The 21,631-nt window shown below is 64.0% G+C and carries 16 protein-coding genes; 2 read left to right on the forward strand and 14 right to left on the reverse strand.

Translation table 11 applies throughout. The annotated features are described in order from the left end of the window. The 3 genes from M0954_RS11020 to M0954_RS11030 form a co-directional block, all read right to left on the reverse strand. Positions 1–574, reverse strand: a 574-nt coding sequence (locus M0954_RS11020; RefSeq protein ID WP_297353158.1) for a sulfite exporter TauE/SafE family protein, incomplete at its 3' end; no start/stop codon positions are given. A gap of 17 nt (positions 575–591) precedes the next feature. Further along, positions 592–1,344, reverse strand: coding sequence for a GntR family transcriptional regulator (locus M0954_RS11025; protein ID WP_297353159.1), 753 nt, complete (start codon positions 1,342–1,344; stop codon positions 592–594). A gap of 82 nt (positions 1,345–1,426) precedes the next feature. Next, complete coding sequence (locus M0954_RS11030) at positions 1,427–1,750, reverse strand: thioredoxin family protein (RefSeq protein ID WP_122154968.1); 324 nt, start codon at positions 1,748–1,750, stop codon at positions 1,427–1,429. A gap of 323 nt (positions 1,751–2,073) precedes the next feature. Between M0954_RS11030 and M0954_RS11035 the strand changes: the two genes are divergently transcribed. After that, a complete protein-coding gene (locus M0954_RS11035) occupies positions 2,074–7,101 on the forward strand; it encodes a response regulator (protein ID WP_297353161.1) in 5,028 nt (1,675 codons plus the stop codon). Positions 7,102–7,164: 63 nt separating this feature from the next. Next, positions 7,165–8,070, forward strand: coding sequence for a LysR family transcriptional regulator (locus tag M0954_RS11040; RefSeq protein ID WP_123387646.1), 906 nt, complete (start codon positions 7,165–7,167; stop codon positions 8,068–8,070). Between the two features lie 95 nt (positions 8,071–8,165). On the opposite strand, the gene M0954_RS11045 is transcribed toward M0954_RS11040, so the two are convergent. From M0954_RS11045 to M0954_RS11095, 11 genes are all read right to left on the reverse strand, one after another. Then, positions 8,166–9,452, reverse strand: coding sequence for an MFS transporter (locus M0954_RS11045; RefSeq protein ID WP_297353163.1), 1,287 nt, complete (start codon positions 9,450–9,452; stop codon positions 8,166–8,168). Between the two features lie 78 nt (positions 9,453–9,530). Continuing rightward, positions 9,531–10,094, reverse strand: coding sequence for an isochorismatase family protein (locus M0954_RS11050; protein WP_133891706.1), 564 nt, complete (start codon positions 10,092–10,094; stop codon positions 9,531–9,533). A 69-nt stretch (positions 10,095–10,163) separates the two neighbouring features. Then, positions 10,164–10,616, reverse strand: coding sequence for a MarR family transcriptional regulator (locus M0954_RS11055; RefSeq protein ID WP_297353164.1), 453 nt, complete (start codon positions 10,614–10,616; stop codon positions 10,164–10,166). Between the two features lie 181 nt (positions 10,617–10,797). Continuing rightward, positions 10,798–12,633, reverse strand: a complete 1,836-nt coding sequence (locus tag M0954_RS11060; RefSeq protein WP_133891705.1) for a diguanylate cyclase — start codon at positions 12,631–12,633, stop codon at positions 10,798–10,800. Continuing rightward, positions 12,630–13,685 (reverse strand): extracellular solute-binding protein, encoded by a 1,056-nt coding sequence (locus M0954_RS11065; protein WP_122154962.1) that lies wholly within the window; start codon positions 13,683–13,685, stop codon positions 12,630–12,632. The genes M0954_RS11060 and M0954_RS11065 overlap by 4 nt, the downstream gene beginning before the upstream one ends. A gap of 499 nt (positions 13,686–14,184) precedes the next feature. Further along, positions 14,185–15,630, reverse strand: a complete 1,446-nt coding sequence (locus M0954_RS11070; protein ID WP_297353166.1) for an NAD-dependent succinate-semialdehyde dehydrogenase — start codon at positions 15,628–15,630, stop codon at positions 14,185–14,187. A 150-nt stretch (positions 15,631–15,780) separates the two neighbouring features. Next, complete coding sequence (locus M0954_RS11075; RefSeq protein WP_297353168.1) at positions 15,781–16,110, reverse strand: hypothetical protein; 330 nt, start codon at positions 16,108–16,110, stop codon at positions 15,781–15,783. Positions 16,111–16,384: 274 nt separating this feature from the next. Further along, on the reverse strand, positions 16,385–17,131 hold the full coding sequence (locus tag M0954_RS11080) for a glucose 1-dehydrogenase (protein WP_122154959.1): 747 nt from the start codon (positions 17,129–17,131) through the stop codon (positions 16,385–16,387). Positions 17,132–17,391: 260 nt separating this feature from the next. Beyond that, positions 17,392–18,882, reverse strand: coding sequence for a S41 family peptidase (locus tag M0954_RS11085; protein WP_297353169.1), 1,491 nt, complete (start codon positions 18,880–18,882; stop codon positions 17,392–17,394). Positions 18,883–19,044: 162 nt separating this feature from the next. Beyond that, entirely contained in the window at positions 19,045–20,595 is a 1,551-nt protein-coding gene (locus M0954_RS11090; RefSeq protein WP_297353171.1) for an efflux transporter outer membrane subunit, read from the reverse strand. Positions 20,596–20,597: 2 nt separating this feature from the next. Next, on the reverse strand, positions 20,598–21,631 hold a 1,034-nt coding region (locus M0954_RS11095; RefSeq protein ID WP_297353173.1), incomplete at its 5' end, for an efflux RND transporter permease subunit.

Raw genomic sequence — 21,631 nt, forward strand, 5'->3', positions numbered from 1 at the left:
CGATCCCGAGCAGCGCCGAAATCAAACCCGCGCCGTACATCAGCAGCATGCCCATTGGCACACGTTGCACCCGATAGGGGACCTCACGGCCGAGTGCGCGGTCCGGATAGCTTGAATCGAGCGCAAGCGACGCGCTCCAGCCTGCTGTTGCAGCCGCGCCGGTGGCAGCCGTGACTGAAGAGGTGGCCGAAACGCCGACGACCGGATCGCTGCGACGCACCAGCATCTGGCGCGCCGATACGAGCAGCACCAGCGCGAACAATAGAAACAGCGCGGGCACTGGAATGATCCCGACCAGCAGTACGCCGCACAGCGCACCCAAGGTAGTGGCGGTCTCCAGCACCACTGCGAGCCGCACGTTGGTCAAACGCTCGCGCAGGAATGGCGCTGCGCCGCCGCACGAGCAGGCGATCACCGACACGATGCTCGCGCCGATCGCCACGTGAATGTCGAGATGGCCGAACATGGTCAGAACCGGCACGATAAAAATGCCGCTCGCCATGCCGAGCATTCCACCGAGCGCACTCGCGCCGAGCGATACCGCAAAGAGCCACAGCGTGAAGCCCATATCCATCGAGAATCCCTTGCGTGTCAGCCGCGTTTGCTACGGCGGGCAAGCCGCGTGACGAACTGGATCTGATCGCCGCGGTAATGCAGCTGTTCGTAATCGACCGGTTGATGTCCGGCACCGTACGAGGTGCGTTCAATCAGAAAGATCGGACTGCCAGGTTCGACACCCAGTGCCTGCGCCACGGTTTCGTTCGCACAGGTGGCCTCGAGCCGGTACTCGGCTTCCACCAGTGGCGTGTCGTATTTCTGCTCGAGCAGCGCGAAGATCGGTTCGGTCTCCAGATCGTTGCCGATCACCTTTTCGCCAAGGTCTTTAGGCAGCCAGGTTTCGTCGAACGAGAGGGGCACGCCGTCCGCGAGCCGCACGCGCTGGATGCGCACCACCAGCGTGCCGGCCGCTAAAGCGAGGTGGCGAGCCACCGTGTCGCTGGCAGGCAGGACCTGCTTGTCGAGCACGCGAGCGCTCGGACGGCGGCCAAGCGCTTGCATATCTTCGACGAAGCCGCTCAGTTCCGTCAGTTCCTGGGTGATTTTGGGCTGGGTGACAAAGGTGCCTTTGCCGCGGCGGATTTCGATCAGGCCGCGTTTGATCAGGTTCTGAACCGTCTTATGGATGGTGGTGCGGCTTACGCCGAAGCGCTCGATCAGGCCGTCCTCGTTCGGCAGGCGGCTGCCCGGCGCATAGGTCCCGTCCGCGATGCTGGCCGCCAGCACCGCTTCGACCTGGGCGTACAGCGGGGTGGGGTTATCTGGATCGATGTTCATGTGAGACATAGTGACATCATGACGTCACTATGTCAATCGGCGACACCGGCCCGTAGAACCAACGACACGTCGCCGCCGCGATCAGCCAGCTTCAAAGGAGGCTGTTCAATCCCTCCTCAATCGCCTCGACCCCGGTGGGCCGCACCACGCGCGCGACCTCGGCGCCATCGCGAAGAAAAATCAGGGTAGGCCACAGCTTCACCTTGAACGATCGCCCGAGGGGCCGACCGGGGCCGTCCTCAATCTTCAGATGACGCACCTCGGCATGCCCCGCGAGGGCCTCGCCGATCACCGGTTGTGCCCCCTGACAGTAGCCGCACCAGTCGGTGCCGAATTCGAGAACGGTTGCACCCGCAAACGTGTCGACCTCGGCGCGCGTCGGCGAGGCAGTGGAATAGGCGGTCTGAGTGGTCATTTTTGCTCCGGAGTAGACGAGACAGGCAGCACGATTTACCTCGCTGAGTGAATCGTTCTGCGTTGCAGGACAACTCCAATGTATCGGAAAGCTTCACGCGCAGCATTGTGCGAAGATGCCGGCCGCGAGTGCATCGTTTATGCGTGGTTCAAAACGTATTCTGGTGCTCAAATACGCGCTCTGCATGCGAGAATCCTGCGAAAGGATTTCCGTACGCGGCGAGGTCGCAGTCATCACCACTGCGAATCGCTGGAAATCGCTGGGGACCATCGATTACAGCTATAACAATCCAACCGGGCAACCGTCTCGAGGAGATTGCGTTAATGAAGCCGGACAGCTCAATGACCGACGCATTGCGCGCTGGTTTGACCACGACCTTTCTGGTCGGCGGCGGGGAAATGGGGACGCTGATCCGCGCCTACGACTGGGCCTCGACTTCGATCGGCGCTTCTGAAAACTGGCCGCAAGGCCTGAAGACCGCGATCCGGATCATGCTCACATCGCGCCAGCCGATCTGGATCGGCTGGGGTCCGGATCTGCTGTACTTCTACAACGACCCGTACAAGTCGATTATCGGCGGCAAGCATCCGGTGGCGCTCGGCCAGCCGACCGCGGTCGTGTGGCACGAGATCTGGAGCGACATCGCGCCGCTGCTAGAGACAGCGTTGACGGGCGCCGAAGGCACCTTCGTCGAGCAGAAGCTGTTGATCATGGAGCGCAACGGCTTCCCGGAGGAGACGTACTACACCTTCTCGTATAGCCCGATTCCGAACGACGACGGCACGGCCGGCGGCATCATCTGCGCGAACAGCGACGATACCTCGCGTGTCATCGGCGAACGCCAACTCATGCTGTTGCGCGAGCTGGCCGCATCGACCGCGGATGCACGGCAGTGGCGCGACGCGTGCGAACTGAGCGCGCGTGCTCTGCGGAGCAATCCGCGCGATCTTCCGTTTGCCTTGCTGTACGTCGCGGAACCCGGCGCGGCGGACGTGACGCTGGCGGGCGCAAGCGGTATCGAGCGCGGTCATCGAGCCGCTCCTGAAGCGCTGAGCATGGCCGAAGACGCGCCTTGGCCAGTTGCTGAAGCGCTGCGCACGCAAGGCATGATCGTGGTGCGCGATCTGGCGCAGCGCTTCGGACCCGGATTGCCCAGTGGCCCATGGAGTATCGAGCCCACCCAGGCGGTTCTGTTGCCCATCATGCCCGGCGGCGAGACGGGGCGTGCGGCAGTACTGATTGTGGCCGTGAACCCCTGTCGTCTGCTGGACGAGGGCTATCACGCCTTCCTGAACCTGCTCGCAGGTCAGATCGGCGGGGCCATCGGTTACGCGCACGCGTACGAGGAAGAGCGACGGCGCGCCGAAGCGTTGTCCGAAATCGACCGCGCCAAAACCACGTTTTTCTCGAACATCAGCCACGAATTCCGCACGCCGCTCACCTTGATGCTGGGACCGCTCGAAGAGCTGCTTGCCAAACAGGATGCGACCAGCGAGGCCGATCGCAGTCTGCTTGAGATCACGCATCGCAATGGCCTGCGGCTCTTGAAGCTGGTCAACGCACTGCTCGACTTTTCCCGCATCGAAGCGGGGCGTTTTCAGATCACCCCCCAGCCGACCGATATCGCCGCGTTCACGACTGAACTCGCCTCGCTGTTCCGCTCCGCGATCGAAACGGTCGGGCTGCAACTCAACGTGGACCGTGGACTCGATGCGGGTGGTGGGCCGATCATTGCGCAGATCGATCGCGACATGTGGGAAAAGGTCGTGATGAACCTGTTGTCGAACGCGTTCAAGTTCACGTTCTCCGGTTCGATCAAGGTTTCGCTGCGACAAGCGCGCGACGGCAGCATCGAGATGAGCGTCGCGGACACGGGCATCGGCATTCCCCCAGAAGAGGTTCCACGCCTGTTCGAACGGTTTCACCGGGTGGCAGGGTCGCCGGGCCGCTCGGTCGAAGGCAGCGGCATTGGGCTTGCGATGGTGCAGGAGTTGGTCAAGCTGCATGGCGGCACGATCCGGGTCGACAGCACGCCTGGCGTGGGCAGCTGCTTTACCGTGGTCTTGCCGCACGTCGGTGGCCCGGTCGCCGTGCCGGCGGCTGAGGCTACCCCAACCTCACCGGCCGCGCTAAGCCGGCACGCGCTCGCTTATGTCGATGCCGCGCGGCGCTGGATCCCCGAGTCGAACCAGCTGGACGAGATCGGCACAGACGAGCCGCAGTCGCTGCTGGAGACCGCCGAAACGTCCGCGCCCTTGCAGGATGGAAAGGTCGCTGCGCGGGTGCTGGTGGTCGACGACAACGCCGATTTGCGTGACTACATGCGCCGCATTCTTGGCCAGGCAGGGCATGAAGTTCAGGTCGCCGTCGACGGTGCGGAGGCGCTGCAAGTGGCACGGACGGTGCTGCCGGATCTGATTGTCTCGGACGTGATGATGCCGCGGCTCGACGGCTTCGGCCTGCTGCGCGAACTGCGCAGCGACCCGGTCTTGCGCGAAACGCCGGTACTGCTGCTCTCGGCACGTGCAGGGGAAGAAGCGCGTGTAGGCGGCCTCGAGTCCGGCGCCGACGACTATCTGACCAAGCCCTTCTCGGCGCGTGAACTGGTCGCGCGCGTGGCGGGCAATCTGCAACTGGCACGGCTGCGGCGCGAGACCGAGCGCAATCTGCGTGAAGAGTCGCGCACGCTGGAAATCCTCAACCGCGTCGGCACGGCCGTGGCGGCGGAGCTCGACCTGGGCCGCGCCGTGCAGGTCGTGACCGATGCGGCAACGGAGCTCACGGGCGCCGCGTTTGGCTCGTTTTTCTATAATGTGCAGTCGCCGCCGGGAGGGCAGGTTAGTCAGTTCAACCAGGCCAAGCAGGACGATGACGGCGGCCGCTACATGCTGTACGCGCTCTCCGGCGCGCCGAAAGAAGCATTCGCGAGTTTGCCGATGCTGCGCATCACCGCCCTGTTCGAGGCCACCTTCAAGGGCGAGGGCATCGTGCGTGTCGACGATGTGACGCAGGACCCGCGCTATGGCAGGAATGCGCCGTTTCGTGGGATGCCGGCCGGCCATCTGCCGGTGCGCAGCTATCTCGCCGCGCCGGTGATTTCGCGCACCGGCGAAGTGATCGGAGGTTTGCTGTTCGGCCACCCGGAACCCGACGTGTTCACGGCGCGCTCCGAACGCATCGTGGTGGGCATTGCGGCGCAGGCGGCCATTGCGATCGACAATGCGCGGCTTTATCAGGCGGCGCAATCGGAAATCGCCGAGCGCACCAAGGCCGAGGGTGCCTTACGTGAGTTGAACGAAACGTTGGAGCGCCGCGTGAGCGAAGCGGTGGCCGATCGCGACCGGCTGTGGGAACTGAGCGAGGATCTGCTGGTGGTCGCAAGTTTCGACGGCACGCTGCAACGCATCAGTCCATCGTGGCAGAGTACGCTCGGCTATCCGCTGCACTGGCTGATGTCGCACTCGTACATGGATCTGCTTCACCCCGACGAAGTCGAAATGGTCACCGGGCAACTGGAGCGTTTGCGGCGCGCGGGCGTGCCGGTGCGTTACGAATCGCGTCTGAAGCGCACCGACGGCGCGTGGCGTTGGGTGGCGTGGACCTTGTCCCTCGATCCGGCTTCGGACCGTATCCACGGCGTGGGTCGCGATGTCACCACTGACAAGGACAACGCCGAAGCGTTGCAGCACGCTGAAGAGGCGCTGCGCATGGCGCAGAAGATGGAGTCGATAGGCAAACTGACCGGCGGCGTTGCGCACGATTTCAACAACCTGCTGCAGGTGATCGGCGGCAATCTGCAACTGCTGGCAAAGGACGTGGCCGGTGCCGACAAGGCCGAGCAGCGCGTGCGCAATGCGCTGGCGGGCGTGGCGCGCGGCGCCAATCTGGCCTCGCAGTTGCTGGTGTTCGGGCGGCGTCAACCGCTCGCGCCGAAGGTCGTCAATCTCGGCCGTTTTATCCGCGGTCTCGACGACATGTTCCGGCGCGCGCTTGGCGACGGCATCGAAATCGAAACGGTGGTGTCGGGCGGTCTGTGGAATACGCTGGTCGATCCGTTCCAGGTCGAAAACGCGTTGCTCAATCTGGCGATCAACGCGCGCGATGCGATGCGCGGGCACGGCCGGCTGACCATGGAAGCGGGCAATGCCTCGCTCGACGACGCCTACGCGCAGCGCAATGCCGAGGTGGCGCCGGGACAGTATGTGATGGTCGCGCTCACCGATACCGGCTCGGGCATGCCGCCGGAAGTGCGCGAGCGCGCCTTCGAGCCGTTCTTCACGACCAAGCCGGAAGGGCAGGGCACGGGTCTCGGGCTTAGCATGGTGTACGGTTTCGTCAAGCAGTCGGGCGGCCACGTCAAGATCTACAGCGAACCGGGTCACGGTACGACGGTGCGCATCTATCTGCCGCGTGTGCGTCAGGAAGAGGACCTCGAAACGCAAATCGATGCGGGACCGGCGAAGGGCGGCGCGGAAACGGTGCTGGTAGTCGAGGACGACGAAGACGTGCGGGGCACGGTGGTCGAGATGCTGAGCGACCTCGGCTATACGGTGCTCAAGGCCAAGGACGCGCAAAGCGCGTTGGCGATCGTCGAGAGCGGCGTGCCGATCAATCTGCTGTTTACTGACGTCGTGATGCCGGGACCGTTGCGCAGCCCCGAACTGGCCCGCAAGGCGCGCGAGCGCTTACCTGATATCGTGGTGCTGTTCACCTCGGGCTACACGGACAATGCGATCGTGCACGCCGGCAGACTGGACGAAGGCATCGAGTTGCTGAGCAAGCCGTACACTTACGAGGCGCTCGCTCGAAAAGTGCGCCATGTGTTGAGAAACCAGTTCTGGCAGCCGGACGAAGATGCCATTTCCGGCGTGCAGGATGCGGGGGCGCTCGCGCTTGCGCAGGAAACGGGTGACGGGCGCGGCTTTGCGGCTGACGATGCTGTTCGACAGGCCGCTGACATCGAAGACACGGGTGAGTCCGCCGAAGCCGTCAGCCGCTTGAACATTCTGTACGTCGAAGACGACGAGCTGGTGCGCCTGAGCACCGCCGAATTACTCAGGACATTCGGACTGCAGATCGTCGAGGCTGGGAGCGATGTGGAAGCCATGCACGCGCTGCGAGAACAGCCGGTCGACGTGCTGCTGACCGATGTCGGACTGGCGGGCAAGTCAGGCGTCGATCTGGCGATCGATGCTCGCCGCGATCATCCGCATTTGCAGGTGATCTTTCTGACCGGCTACGATCTGGTGCTGACGCCGGAACAGCGGCAACGGTTGCCCAACGCGATCCCCTTGCGCAAACCGTATGATCCGGTCGCGCTGATCGATCTGCTGCGCCGTTGTGCGGACTGATGCAACGTCCGTGCTATATCTGAAGAATTGCTGTTTAACTGTGATTGACGAGGATGCCCCCGTATGGACCGCCTGCAGGCAATGGAAGTCTTCACCCGCGTGGTCGAGACCAACAGCTTTTCAAAGGCAGCTGAGCTGCTCGATCTGCCGCGCGGATCGGTCAGCAACCTGATCCAGGCGCTCGAGGAACACGTCGGTGTGCGGCTATTGAACCGCACCACCCGGCAGGTCAGTGTCACCGAAGATGGTGCGTTGTACTACGAACGTTGCGTCGGCATTCTCTCGGAGATATCGGATGCGGAGTCGTCGCTGTCGAACAAGCGGCAAAGCCCGGCAGGCACCATTCGCGTCGACACTTCCGGGACACTGGCGAAGGTCCTGCTGTTGCCGGCGCTCGGCGATTTCTACAGGCAGTATCCCGAGATCGACGTACGCCTGGGCCTCGCGGATCGCAATATCGACCTGATTCAGGACGGCGTCGACTGCGTGATCCGGATGGGTGCGCTGGAAGAGTCGAGCCTCGTCGCACGACGCATCGGCAACTCGCGTATCACGACCTGCGCGTCGCCGGCCTATCTCGCCGAGCATGGCATACCGACCACGCTGGAAGAGCTCCGGGAGCATCGCGCCGTCAACTACGTCTCTGCGCGCAGCGGCAAGGTCTTTCCGTTCGAATACGAGGTGAACGGCGAGGTAGTCAAGGTAGCGCTCGAAGGCGGGTTGTCGGTGAACGACGGCACCGTCTACATTACTGCCGGCGTGCTCGGCTACGGCATTATCCAGCCATCACGTTTCATGGTGGCGGAGATGATCGAGCGCGGCGAGTTGCAGGAGATACTGACCTCGTACAAGATTCCTTCGACACCGCTCTCGCTGGTTTATCCGCACCGGCGCATGAGTTCGCGGGTGCGCGCGTTTACCGAGTGGTTCACCGAACTCACTAACCGGCACCCGGATCTTGGCCGCTGATTTGTTGATCCGCTAGTGCGGCGCAATGCGGAGTGGACGAGGCGCGTCGTGAATCCGGCAACGCGCCGTCCCGGGCTGCAGTGGGCAACGAGAGGTCAATGAGCGGATGGCGCAGCCGCGCCGGCAGCTTCGATGCCATCCACGCTTGCATGGATGCGGCCACCAACGAAGCTCACGCGCAAATTGCGGTACTTCCTGAGGTAATGCAGACCCACCAGCGCAGCGCCGAAACCGGAAGCAGCGCCGACCCCGAGCGCCCAGCGCGGGCCAAAGTGATCCGCAACCCAGCCGACGATCGGCGCGCCGAGCGGCGTGCCGCCCAGTGCGATAGCCAGCAGGATGGCGACCACCCGGCCACGCATGGCGGGTTCGGTCGACAGTTGTACGAGGCTGTTCGTCGAGGTGGTGAAAGTCTGCGTACACATGCCGATCACGACCAGCGTAACGCCGAACAGTCCGTAGGTGGGCATGCATGCCGCGAGCGTACAGCCAAAGCCGAACAGGCCAGCGCTGACCAGTAACAACGAGAGGCGCGGGCGTGCACGGCGTGCCGCCAACAGCGCACCGGTCACCGAGCCGATTGCCATGGTGGATGTCAGGAGTCCGTACTGGCTGGCATTGGCATGAAACGCCGTGACCGACATGGTCGAGATAAAGATCGGAAAATTAAGTCCGAAGGTGCCGATCAAAAACAGCATCGTCAGCAGCGCCCGGAGGTCGGGGCGTTTCCAGACATAACGGAAGCCGTCGATAAAAGCCCCACGCGCGCGGCGTGCTTTCAGCTTATGGTGCAGTTCGTGGACGCGCAGGATCTTCAGTGAGCACAGCACCGCCGCAAACGAGACCGCGTTGATGACGAACACCCAGCCTGTCCCCACCGCGGCGATCAGCACACCGGCGACCGCCGGTCCGATCATCCGCCCGGCGTTGAACGAGGTGGAATTGAGCGCCACCGCGTTCGACAGATCCTCTTCTCCCACTAGCTCTGCGACGAAGGTCTGACGCGCGGGAGAGTCGAACGCAGTGACGCAGCCAAGCAGGAACGCAAACAGGTACACGTGCCACAACTGCACGAGGCCGGTCAGGGTGAGCAGGCCGAGCCCGAGGGCCAGCGCGGCCATCGTCGCCTGGGTGACCAGCAGCAACTTGCGGCGATCCAGATGGTCGGCGGCATAACCGGTCAGCGGCAGCAGAAGCAGCATCGGGCCGAACTGCAGCGCCATCACGATGCCAACCGCAGTCGCATTCCTGTGAGTGAGCTCGGTGAGAACAAGCCAGTCCTGTGCCGTGCGCTGCATCCAGCTGCCCACATTGGAGATCAGCCCTCCGCTGACCCAGATACGGTAATTGAAGCCGCTTAGCGAGCGGAAAGTACCTTTCACCAGACTATCCCCGAAGCGCGCATGAGCCTGACCAGCGTGAGCGTGCACCCGAATGCGTTACCTGCGTGGCAAGGGCGTTCATGCGCGGATCTTGTCAAGCAGTGCGACGATTTCCGCCGTCGTGCCGGTCTCGCCCAGACGGGGGAAAATCCGCGTGATGGCGTTGTCGTGGGTCTCGGCGCTGAGGTCGGTCATGGCGTCGACGGCAAGCGTGACGTTAAATCCCAGTTCGTAAGCCTGACGGGCGGTCGATTCGACGCCGATGGCCGTCGCCACGCCGACGATCACCACCTGGGTGACGCCTTTGCCCTTGAGATACTCCTCGAGGTCGGTGCCTGTAAACGCGCCCCATGTGCGCTTGGTGACGAGATGATCCTCTGGTTGAGGGTTCAGTTCGGCGACGAGGTCGGTCCAGCCGGCGGGGAATTCGCCGGTGTGGCGAGCCTGCTCGGTGCGGCCCGGTGCGCCGCCGGCCACGTTGACGAGCACGACCGGCAACTGGTGAGCGCGGAACGTGTCGAGCAACACGCGGCTTTGCTTCACGACTTCGCCGGCCGGATGAGCGGTGGGAAGTCCGACGATGCCGTTCTGCAGATCGATGACGATGAGTGCGGTTTTCGGGTCGAGCGTAGTGATAGCCATGATGGAGTCCTGTTTGAGGGGAGAGACGATGCGGCGCCGTGAGAGCGCGCGGCTAACGACGGGATCAGATCAGGTGTCGACGAGGCGTTTGAGCAGTCCGACCGCGCTTGCCAGTTGCGCCTGCTCGGCCGGCGCAAGCTTGGCGCGGATCTCGCGAAACAGCCAGTCTTCGCGCGCGGCGCGGCCGGTCATGATTGCTTCCTGGCAGGCCGGGGTGAGCGACAGAACGGTTTGCCGTCCGTCGTCCGGATCGGGGGCGCCGGTGACGAAGCCGGCCGCCTTCAGCGCGGCAACCGTTTCGCCCATCGATTGCGGGCGAATGCCTTCGGCCCGCGCGAGGGCGGTGACAGTGGCAGGGCCCTCCTTTTCCAGACGGGACAGCACGCGCACCTGGGTCCAGCTCAGGTCGCCGAGATGCGACTGTTCGCGCAGCCGGCGCTTCAACCGGCCGACGACCACGCGCAGCTCGCCGGCCAGCGCCAGCGCGCGGGTGGCTTCGGGGTCGGGGGAGGATTCGCTCATGGGCGGGATGGTCTGCCGGTGATTGGATGCGTTTTATCCGGCTCGACCGGTGAATTCAGCCGGGCGGATAACTGCGAAGGGTACCTACAAAGGTTACCTTCATATATGGTCGTAAGTCAAGGTGAAAGCGTGAGTCAACCGGAGGGCAGCGTCGCTGCCGCTGTTGCCGGCCCGGAAGACTTTACATGACGGCGCCCGCGTTACCTGAACCTCGCGAAAGCCTGTCATCGTTGGCGTCGTCCGTGCGTTCGCCGGCGTCGCCCTCGGCAACCGTCTGGCGTCTGCGCGCCGCGAGCAGGTCCTGATAGTGGAGCCACGACGCGGTCTCGCCCGATTTGGCGGCGTACATCGCCGCGTCGGCGTTGAGCAGCAAGGCTGCGGCGGAGGTGCCGTCGGCCGGATAGTGGCTGATGCCGATACTCGCGCCGACCAGCATCGACTGCCCATCGATCAGCAGCCTGTCGTTCAGGGCACGAATGATGTCGCCGGCAATGGCAGGCCCGGCATCCGTGGAGCGCGTGCCTCTGAGCAGCACGATGAACTCGTCGCCGCCCAGGCGCGCGACCATATCACCATCGGACAGCACCAGCTGGATGCGCCGTGCCACGCTGGCGAGCACACGGTCGCCGACGGCATGGCCGTACTGGTCGTTGATCTGCTTGAAGCGGTCGAGGTCGACGAACAGCACCGCGAGCTGCTCGCCGCTCGCGGCGGCCTCACTGACCGCGGTCTCCAGCTTCTGGGTGAACAGCAGGCGGTTGGGCAGACCGGTCAAGGCATCGTGACTGGCGAGATGAACCAGCTCATGCTGCTTGCTATGGAGCACATCGAGTTGCGAACGGATTTCCCGGCGCATCCGGTCGAAGCAGCGCGCGAGCACGCCGATTTCGTCGGTGCGCTTGAGCGGCAGCGCGCCCATCGTATGGTCTGCGAAGAAATGCGTGGCGGCATGCGCGAGCATCTGCAGTGGTTGGGTGAGCGCCCGCGCGAACAGGATGGCCAGCAAAAAGGCGAGCACACTGGACACCAGCACCATGCGCACGATGCTGTTGCCAAGCAGCGTGGCGCCTGCCAGCACGTCGGAAAGCGGCTTGGCGATGCCCAGCACGATAAAGCGGTTGCCGTCCGCCACGCCGAATGGTCTGCGGATAAAGGCATACACGTAGCCCGCCGCCTCGTGCGGCTGCAGCAGACCGTTCATGGACACCCTGTTTTTCGACTGCTCGAACAGCGGTTTCGTGGTGGGGAAGTTGTCCTGCATGAGGATGCGCCGCCCGCGATCGAAACCGAAGGTCTGCGAAGCATCGGGATGCATCAGAAAATCGCCCCACTCATTGGCGAGATACACCTCATAGCCGCGCGGCAAGCCGACTTGCAACAGCTTGAGCAGGCTCGCGAGGTCCACGTCGATCACGAGGACGCCGGTCGCGTTGCCGTTTGCGGCGACTACGGGCGTGGCGAGGCGCAACGTCGGCCTGCCTTCGGCGGAATGCGCGCCGTGTTCGTGGTTGACCGTGATAGGCGAAACATAGATGCCGCGCGGCGGCAGCGCGAGCGTGTCGAACACATAGGCAAACTGACCTTTCTCCTGCAAGCCTTTTGCCGCCACCCGCACGGCGCTTTGCGCGTCGCGGTCGAAGCGGATCAGTTCGAGGCCATAGCGCTGACGCGCGATCAGCCGCACCTGCAGGTACTCGGGGTGATTCGCCATCACACTGGCGAACACCGTGGCAAGGCGCTCGCGGGCATCATTGGCGCCCGAGCCGTCATCGGATTGCGCGACCGACGCTGCCGACGGTAACGTCGCGAGCACGAGCGCATCTTGCGACACGTCGCCCAGCGCCACGGAAAAGCGCTGGCTCAGCAACTCGGTCGAAGTCAGGAGACTCTGCTCGGCTTCGTTCACCAGCATGGTGCGGTTGGCGCGGTACGCGTAGTAGCCGGTCGCGCCGGATGCCACCACGCCGATGCAGGCGAGCAGGATCGACAGCTTGAAGGTCAGGCCGGGGCGCATCATCTGAAGCTCCCTGGCAGGTCGCCCGAGACGATCTTGCTCCACAACGCTTCGCGCTGCTGAATATCGTCCACCGGGCGCAGCCAGATCAGGTGGGCATCGGCGTTGCTCTCCGGCGAGGGTGTGAGCGTATTGGCGAGGCCCTGGCGCTGCGTCAGCAGTCCGCTGACGTCCGGCTCGAGCATGTAGTTGATCCACGCAAGGGCGAGCGGGCGATCGGCCGCGGTGCTCGTCATGGCCCAGCAGTCGAGCCAGGCGAGGGCGCCTTCGTCGGGAATCACGTAGCCCACATCGGCGCCGGCCCGACGCAACTGCGCGAGCTGCTGGGTGCCGTAGTTGCCGAACATCAACGCAACCTTATGCTGGACGAAGAACGCGGTCGCCTCTTCGGGCAGGTTGTAATACGTCAGAAGATTGCGCCGTAAATCGATCAACTTCAGGGCGATGTCGTGAGTTTGCGCGGGAGAGAGCCGGAACGGATCGCGATAACCGAGTGCCAGCGCCGCGAACGAGAAATTGTGCTGGGCGCTATTGAAATCGAGCACCTTGCCGCGGTATTGCGGATTCCAAAGTTCAGCCATGGAATGCGGTGCGACGGTGACCTGCTTGCGGTCGTAGATCAGCCCCATCGACGAGTACGTGAATGGAATCGCGTAGACCTTGCCCGCCACGGTCAGGCCGTCAATACCCGCGCGCGCCTGGAAGCGCGGCAGTTGCCGCTGCGTGTTGGGAAGCTGGCTGAGGTCGAGCGGCGCCAGCATGTGCTCGTGGGTGTAGCGCTGGATTTCCGCGGTATTGGCGGCAAGTACGTCGTAGTGCGGCGTGCCGCCCGCATGCATCTTGTCCCACAGCGCCTCGTCGGAATCGACCAGCGTCACTTCAACCGTTGTATGAAAGCGTGCCTCAAAGGCTTTCACGACATCGCTATCCGCGTAACCGGGCCATGCCAGCACGCGCAACACGCTCGCGGCGGCCGTAGCCGGGGCGGCCGCCAGCAGGCAGCCGGTCAGGAACAGCGCGAGCACGGTGAAGGCGCGGCATGCGCGCCAGATCATGCACTGTGAATTCAACGGTGTCCTAACGGCTTGTGGCGGCTGCCGCGAGCGGGATAGGGGGGGCCAGCGCATGTCATCGGTCCTTTTCAAACGCGTACACGGAATCGATACCGCCTGGCATCACGCGCTCGAATTCGAGCAACGCACGCCTGCGACGCCGGCCGCTGCATCGTCATGCCCGATGGCGACAGGCAGGCCGCCGGGCTGACGAAGCTTGATCTGATGTTCGTGTTTTGCGAAGGTTATGCGCACCTTCGGTGTTTTCGCCGCTGGCCTTCGGCCCAATTACATCTCGCCAAAAACACCCGAACGCGCCTCTCTGCTGCATAACGGCCTGGCAGAGGATATCTTTAGTTGCCTCCTCCTTAGCTAATCTTTCCAAAAATAGCAGGCATAGATGTCGCCCACAAAAAAGCGGCCCCCGAAGGGGGCCGCCTGGTACTTCCGTTTTATGCTTCGTGCTTCTCTTTGGAGCTGAAGCCTAAGCGCCGTGAGTCGCTTAGGACGACATCACAGTGACCGACTTCGTCACCAGATAGGCTTCCAGCGCTTCAGGACCACCTTCGGAGCCGTAGCCCGAATCCTTGACGCCGCCAAACGGCATTTCCGGCGTCGGCGTGGCCGGCTGGTTGATCCACAGCATGCCGACTTCAAGCTGTTGCGACAGCAGATGCACGTTGGCGAACGATTTGGTGAACGCGTAGCCGGCGAGACCGTACGGCAGGCGGTTGGCTTCGGCAATGGCGTCTTCGAGCGAATCGAAGCCGCGGATGGCCGCGATCGGGCCAAACGGTTCGTTGTTGAAGACATCGGCTTCGAGCGAGACGTTGGTCAGCACCGTCGGCGCAAAGAAGTTGCCTTCCGAGCCGACGCGCTCGCCGCCGGTAGAGACCGTCGCGCCAGTGGCGCGCGCGTTGTCGAGCACCTTGGCCATGGCCGTGAGGCGGCGCGCGTTGGCAAGCGGCCCGAGTGTGGTGCCTTCGACCAGACCGTCACCGAGCTTCAGGCTTTCGGCGTGCTTGATGAGCGCCTGCTCGAACTGTTCGCGGATGCTGTTGTGCACGAGGAAGCGCGTCGGCGAGATGCAGACCTGACCCGCGTTGCGGAACTTCGCCGCGCCGGCTGCCTTGACCGCCAGTTCGACGTCCGCGTCTGCTGCAATGATGACCGGTGCGTGACCGCCCAGCTCCATGGTGGCGCGCTTCATATGCTGCCCGGCGAGGGCGGCCAGTTGCTTGCCGACCGGCGTCGAACCGGTGAACGTGACCTTGCGGATCACCGGATGCGGGATCAGGTAGCTCGAGATCTCAGCCGGGTCGCCGAACACAAGGCCCACGGTGCCGGGCGGCACGCCGGCTTCGACGAACGCCTGCAGCAGCGCGGCCGGCGATGCCGGGGTTTCTTCCGGCGCCTTGACGAGGAACGAGCAACCGCTCGTCAGGGCGGCGCTCAGCTTGCGCACGACCTGATTGACCGGGAAATTCCACGGCGTGAAAGCCGCGACCGGGCCGATCGGTTCCTTCAGGACCAGTTGCTGGGCTGCCAGATTGCGCGGCGGCACGACACGGCCGTAGATACGGCGGCCTTCATCGGCGAACCATTCGATGATGTCGGCGGCCGACAACATCTCGACGCGGGCTTCGGCGAACGGCTTGCCTTGCTCCTGCGTCATCAGGCGGGCGATGTCCGAGGCGCGTTCGCGCACCAGGGCCGCGGCCTTGCGCATGGTGTTGGCGCGCTCGTTGGCGGGAATCTTGCGCCAGGCCGCGAAGCCTTTTTGCGCGGCGTCCAGGGCCCGGTCCAGATCGGCGATGCCGGCGTGCGCAACCTTGCCGATCGGCTTGCCGGTGGCCGGATTGATGACCTCGATAGTCTTGCCGCTCGCGGCGTCGCACCACTCGTTATTGATCAGGAGTCGGGTGTCGGTATAGCTCGATGTAGCCATGCTGGGTTCCTCTGATGGATGGGGCAAGCGGCCGCGACAACAGGCTGGCGGCCGAGGGTGGACTGCAGATACGCTAATCTTAGCCGATTGTGGGTAGCCTCACAGGCGGCGCGGGTAAGCGCCGGCCAGCCTCGACCCGGGGTATGGCGCTTATTCTTTGGCGGATGGGGCTTTCTGGTGGTTGGCGCACTCGGCCGTGAAGACCATGCTGGCCTGGTCGGGCGTCATCGACTGGCCCTCCGGACCGTAAATGCGCTCGATGATGCCGTTGAGCGCCTGCTGGTCAGCCTTGCCCTGGTAGTATTTCGCAGCCTGGTCGAGCGCCTGCGTTTTCGTTTTCTTGTGCATGCGCCACGAGGCCACTTGCCCGGCGATATCGCCGATGGCAAAACATTGGTCGTTGACTGTTTGCGCCGCCGCCTGCATGGCCGATTGCGCGAGGCACACCGCCAGCGTCGCTGTTATCACTGCTCGCTTCATCACTACGTCCTGTTGTCTGATACGCGGCGGCCCGCGGCGTGTCCGAGGGTATCGGCGAGCGCGGCACCGCAAAACAAAAGGACGTAGTTTACCGAGAAGCGGGCAGCGGCGGCGTTCAGAACGGCAAATGGGCTTGCTGCTGCCGGTATCTTTGATGGCGGATGCGCGCCAGACGATGGTCCGATCAGGCCTGAGCCGCCGACGGCGGTGGCCTGATCGAGCCCGACCCGGCCAACCCGGTCGCCGCGCCGTATCGCATTAGCGCCGTAGCGCCTTAGCGCAGCCCGCCGCTCGCCACAAGGGTCTCGCCCGTGATCCACCCAGCGTCATCCGACGCCAGGAACACGGCGACCCGGGCGATATCCTCGGGTTGACCGAGACGGCCAAGCGGCGTTTGCGCCACGACCGCGGTTGCCATTTCGGATGCGATGATGCCGCCGTCCTTGGTGCCCTCGGTTTCCACCATGCCCGGATTCACCGAATTGACGCGAATCTTGCGCGGTCCCAGTTCGCGAGCCAGCACGCCCGTGATCGCGTCGACGGCGCCCTTGGTGGCCGTGTACACGACGCTGCCCGGCGGCGTGATGCGGCTTACGACCGAGCCGACATTGACGATGCTGGCGCCTTCGCCGAGATGCTTCGAAGCCGCCTGAGTGATCAGCAGCAGCCCGCGCACGTTGACATTGAAGTGCTTGTCGAAGTGCTCTTCGGTGATCTGGTCGACCGGTGCGAAGTCATAGACGCCCGAGTTGTTGACGAGGACGTCCAGACGTCCATACGTTTCGATCGCTGCATCGACGATGCCTTGCGCATCCGCTGCCTTCGAGACGTCGCCGCGCACGGCGACTGCCTTGCCGCCGGCTTGCGTGATCGCCGCGACGACCGTGTCGGCGCCAGCCTGGCTCGATGCATAGTTGACGACGACCGAGGCGCCTTCTGCTGCGAGCGCCTTGGCGATGGCGGCGCCGATACCTTTCGATGCACCGGTTACGACGGCTACTTTGCCTGTGAGTTTGGCCACGATTGCTTCCTTTGAGAGGTCCATGTAACGGCACCCGGGCGGGACGATTCCCGCGGGTGCGAACAGGATGGGACTGGAGGCAATGTAGTGGATCGCCGGGCCGGGATCATCGGGGCCGCGACGAATTCATTTGACGGATGGGGCGAACAATGGGGCGGTGTGGCGCGAATTTGCCTGGAAATCCGCCAGGAGAGCCGCCAGGGAACAACTGGGAATGCGTTCGGCAGGCCCCGTTGCGCGACCACGCCGCGCGCGAGGCTTCAATGCTCAGCCGGTTGGGCCGCCGAAGCAGGCGTATCGGTTTGCGCGAGGCGCCGCTCGAGCAGGGCCTTCGATTCCTGCACCGGTTTACCCTGCAGTTTATTGAGCGCCTGCTGCAACATGAAGTCGCCGCTCGAGCCGAACTCCACCGGCGCGCGATCGCGGTCGTGCTGGCGTTGTTCCGGCGTTTCCTTGTCGCTCTTTTCTTCGAGCATCTGCACCTCTTCCTGACGGTCCTGTTCGCGCGCTTCGAGTTCCTTCTTCTCATTCGGGTCCTGGATATTGGCCAGATGATTCGGGTAATCGGCTTCGCGGGTCACCAGCGCGTCGTCGGGGTCGCCATCGGCGAACTGGTCGACGGCCACGTCAGGACGGATGCCGATGTCCTGGATCGAGCGGCCGTTCGGCGTGTAGTAGTAGGCGGTTGTCAGACGCAACGCCGTATCCTGGGTCAAAGGCACGGAGGTTTGCACCGAGCCCTTGCCGAAGGTGGTCTTGCCGATAATCAGTGCGCGATGCGCATCCTGCAACGCGCCCGCCACGATCTCCGACGCCGATGCCGTGTACGCGTTGGTCAGCACGACCATCGGCACGGTCTTGAAGATCGCCGGCTCGTTTTGCAGCGGATCGCTCACGAAGGACGGCAGGCGGTAGTACGTATAGCTGTCGCGATAGGCCTGCTTCGAATACTCGACCTGACCGTTGGTCGTCACCACCACGGAATCGCGCGGCAGAAATGCGCCCGCCACACCGACCGCGCTTTGCACGAGGCCGCCACCGTTGTTGCGCAGGTCGAGCACGAGGCCCTTCAGATTCGGTTGTTGCCGGGCGATTTCGGCGAGCTTCACCGCGAGGTCGGGTGTCGTGCGCTCCTGGAAACTCGTAATGCGCACGTAAGCGTAACCGGGCGCCGGGGTCGCCGTTTTCACGCTTTGCAGATTGATGATCGCGCGGGTAATCGTGAGCGGGAAGGTGCGATCTTCGCTCTTGCGGTAAAGCGTGAGCGTGACCTTGGTGCCCGCCGTGCCGCGCATCAGTGCGGCGGCCTGGTCCGGCGTCATGCCGCTGACCGGCTTGTCGTCGATGCTGGTGATCAGGTCGCCCGGACGAATGCCGGCGCGAAAGGCGGGCGTGTCTTCGATCGGCGAAATGACCTTGATGAGTCCGTCTTCCGCACCGCTTTCAATGCCGATGCCGGCAAAGCGTCCGGTGATCTGTTCCTGCAAGTCGCGGTAGTCGCTCTTGTCGAGATACGCCGAGTGCGGGTCGAGGCTCGACACCATGCCTTTGATCGCAGCGGTCAAGAGCTTGTCGTCCTGGACCGGTTCGACGTATTCCTGCTTGATCTGCCCGAACACTTCGGCAAAGAGTCTGAGCTGATCGAGCGGCAGCGGCGCCGATGGCGGCTGCGCGGCAAACGCGGACAACGGCAGCATCGCCAGCGTGCCGAATGTCAGATTCAGGGCGAAGACACAGGACAGTTTCTGCATGATGGCGACTCGTTGTGCGTGATGGCTCGTCACACATTAGCGCACTCATTTCGCTTCCGCAATCACGACCCTGGGCACGGCAGCCGCGGCACATTGTTGAATATGACCGCGGCGCCATCTTTCATTGCGAGCCCTTCATAGCAAGGCCTTATTGCAAGGCCCTCATTGCACCGCGGGTTGAGCCCCCTGGCCGACGGCACTGCTGGTCTGCGCAGCCGGTGTCGACGCTGCTGCTGCTGCTGCCGGCTGAGCCTGCAGCTTGTCCGGATTGCGAGGATCGTGCAACTGGCTATCCGACCAGCCGCCACCGAGGTCGCCGATCAGCGAAGCCGCGTCGAGCAGGCGCGACTGCTGCACGCTCAGCGCCGTTTGCTGGTCGGCCAACTGGGTCGCCTGGGCGGTCGCCACCGTCGTGTAATCCACCGTGCCGGCCTGGTATTCGTTGAAGGCGATTTCCGTACCGTGGGTCGCGTCGTGCACGGCCGTATCGAGCGCGTCGGCTTGTTCGGCGAGGATCCGCAAGCCGGACAAATCGTTCTCCACGTTTTCGAATGCAGTCAGCACTGTGCCGCGGTAGTTGGCCACGGCCGCCGAGTAGTTCGCCTTTGCCGCCGCCACTTCACCGCTGCGCTCGCCGCCGTCGAAAATCGTTTCGGTGGCGCTGCCGCCCAGCGACCAGACGTAATTGGCGACGTGCAGCAAGCCGCCGAGCGGCGACTGCGTGAAGCCGTCCAGCGCCGACAGCGACACCGTCGGGTAGTACGCGGCGATCGCTATCCCGATCGTGGCATTTTCGGAGGCCATCTGGCGTTCGGCGGTCGCGATATCGGGCCGGCGCTGCAGGATCGTCGAAGGCACGCCGACCGGAACCGTCGGCAAGGTGGGCATCGCGGCGCTATGCGGAATGTTCAGCTCTTCCGGGTTTTTGCCGACCAGCACGGCAATCGCGTGCGCGTTCTGGGCCCGCGCGATGCCGAGCGCAATCAGGCTCGCCCGGGCGTTTTCGAGCTGGGTGCGCGCGGTCACTACGTCGGAAGGCGCGACCGTGCCGTACTTGTCCTGATAGGAGACCACTTCCAGAAAGTGCTCGTAGGCTTTGACGGTGGCCTGCAGCAGATCGATATTGGCATCGCTGGTGCGCAGATCGATCACCGCGGTGGCGAGCGCAATCTGCTCGGACAGCGTGGCGTTGGCGAGCGTCGCTTCGCTCGCCTGGGCGGTCGCAGCGTTCTCTTCGATGGTGCGGCGCACCGAGCCCCACAGGTCAGGCGCCCAGCTCACGTTGCCTTCGAGCGAGCCTGCATTCACGATCTGTGCGCCACTGCCGACACTGCGGGTGAAGCTCGAACTCGTCGAACCGGTGGAGGCACGCTCCCGCGTGCCCGAGCCGGTCACGCCGATGGTCGGAAACAGGGCCGAGCGCGCGACCTTTACTTCAGCGAGCGCCTCCTGATAGTTCGCATAGTCCTGGGCCACGGTCTGGTTGGAGACCGCCACCTGCGGTTCGAGCTCGTTGAGCAGCGGGTCGTTAAAGCCCGCCCACCACGCGCCCTTCGGGCCGTCGGCGTCGGCCGGCTGGGCTTGCGTCCAGCCCGGCAGCTCGCTGTAGGTGGCGGGCACATTGACCTGCGGCCGGTGGTAGTCCGGGCCCACCATGCAGCCGCTCAGCAGCAGGGCCGCCGCAGCGGCGATCGGTTTACAGGAAATCTTCATCTTCATGCCTTCGTATCCGTTTGCCCCGATTGCCGCGGCGGTCCCATCTGTTCAGCCTGGCGATTCCACGGCAGTCCGGAGGACCACCTGACCAGTTTGGAGCGCAAGCGGTCCAGGTACAGGTAAATCACCGGCGTTGTGTAAAGCGTAAATACCTGGCTCAGGATCAGGCCGCCCATCACCGTGATACCGAGCGGCTGACGCAGCGATGCACCCTGGCCAATGCCGATCGCGAGCGGCACCGCGCCGAGCACGGCGGCGAACGTGGTCATCATGATCGGCCGCAGACGCACGACTGCGGCATCGTGAATCGCGTCCTTGGCCGCCATGCCTTCCTTGCGCTGCAACTGGATCGCTACGTCCACCATCATGATGCCGTTTTTCTTGACGATACCGATCAGCAGGATGATGCCGATCAGCGCAATCACCGAGAACGGCGTGCCGAAAATCAGCAGCGCAAGGGTGGCGCCGATGCCGGCCGAGGGCAGCGTCGAGAGGATCGTGAGCGGGTGAATCGAGCTCTCGTAGAGCACGCCGAGCACGATGTAGACCACGCCGAGCGCCGCCACGATCAGCAACGGGATGGTGCCCGTCGACTGCGCGTAGGCCTGCGCGGCGCCCGCGAACGCACCGTGGATGCTGGCCGGCATGCCGATCTCGCGGGATGCGTCGTCAATCGCCTTCTGCGCCGTGCTCAACGACCCGTCGGGCGGCAGGTTAAACGAGATCGTCGCGGCCACCAGCCCGCTCTGATGGTTCACCTGGGTCGACGTATGGTTGTTGATGGAGGTCACCATGTTGGGCAGCGGCACCATCGTTTCGGCCGCGGTGCTGTCCGCGCTGCCGCTCGAACTGCCGCCCTTGCTGTTCGAGATGCTGTTGGTGGTCGCGTTGGCCTCCGCGTTCGAGTTCAGCGAGTTGGTGCTCGACGTGCTCGACGCGGAGCTGATCGCGCTCGCCTGTGTCACGCCCGAGACGGTCCCGCCCGGCATTTGCGTTTGCGCGGTGCCGGTCGCATTACCCGCTGCCGTGCTCA

The sequence above is a fragment of the Paraburkholderia sp. genome, from assembly GCF_026225065.1.
Classification (GTDB): domain Bacteria; phylum Pseudomonadota; class Gammaproteobacteria; order Burkholderiales; family Burkholderiaceae; genus Paraburkholderia.

Excerpts from the sequence above, each read along its gene's own strand:
- M0954_RS11025 (WP_297353159.1), bottom strand. The coding sequence starts at position 1,344 with ATGTCTCACATGAACATCGATCCAGATAACCCCACCCCGCTGTACGCC.
- M0954_RS11030 (WP_122154968.1), bottom strand. The coding sequence starts at position 1,750 with ATGACCACTCAGACCGCCTATTCCACTGCCTCGCCGACGCGCGCCGAG.
- M0954_RS11035 (WP_297353161.1), top strand. The coding sequence starts at position 2,074 with ATGAAGCCGGACAGCTCAATGACCGACGCATTGCGCGCTGGTTTGACC.
- M0954_RS11040 (WP_123387646.1), top strand. The coding sequence starts at position 7,165 with ATGGACCGCCTGCAGGCAATGGAAGTCTTCACCCGCGTGGTCGAGACC.
- M0954_RS11050 (WP_133891706.1), bottom strand. The coding sequence starts at position 10,094 with ATGGCTATCACTACGCTCGACCCGAAAACCGCACTCATCGTCATCGAT.
- M0954_RS11055 (WP_297353164.1), bottom strand. The coding sequence starts at position 10,616 with ATGAGCGAATCCTCCCCCGACCCCGAAGCCACCCGCGCGCTGGCGCTG.
- M0954_RS11060 (WP_133891705.1), bottom strand. The coding sequence starts at position 12,633 with ATGATGCGCCCCGGCCTGACCTTCAAGCTGTCGATCCTGCTCGCCTGC.
- M0954_RS11065 (WP_122154962.1), bottom strand. The coding sequence starts at position 13,685 with ATGATCTGGCGCGCATGCCGCGCCTTCACCGTGCTCGCGCTGTTCCTG.
- M0954_RS11070 (WP_297353166.1), bottom strand. The coding sequence starts at position 15,630 with ATGGCTACATCGAGCTATACCGACACCCGACTCCTGATCAATAACGAG.
- M0954_RS11075 (WP_297353168.1), bottom strand. The coding sequence starts at position 16,110 with ATGAAGCGAGCAGTGATAACAGCGACGCTGGCGGTGTGCCTCGCGCAA.
- M0954_RS11085 (WP_297353169.1), bottom strand. The coding sequence starts at position 18,882 with ATGCAGAAACTGTCCTGTGTCTTCGCCCTGAATCTGACATTCGGCACG.
- M0954_RS11090 (WP_297353171.1), bottom strand. The coding sequence starts at position 20,595 with ATGAAGATTTCCTGTAAACCGATCGCCGCTGCGGCGGCCCTGCTGCTG.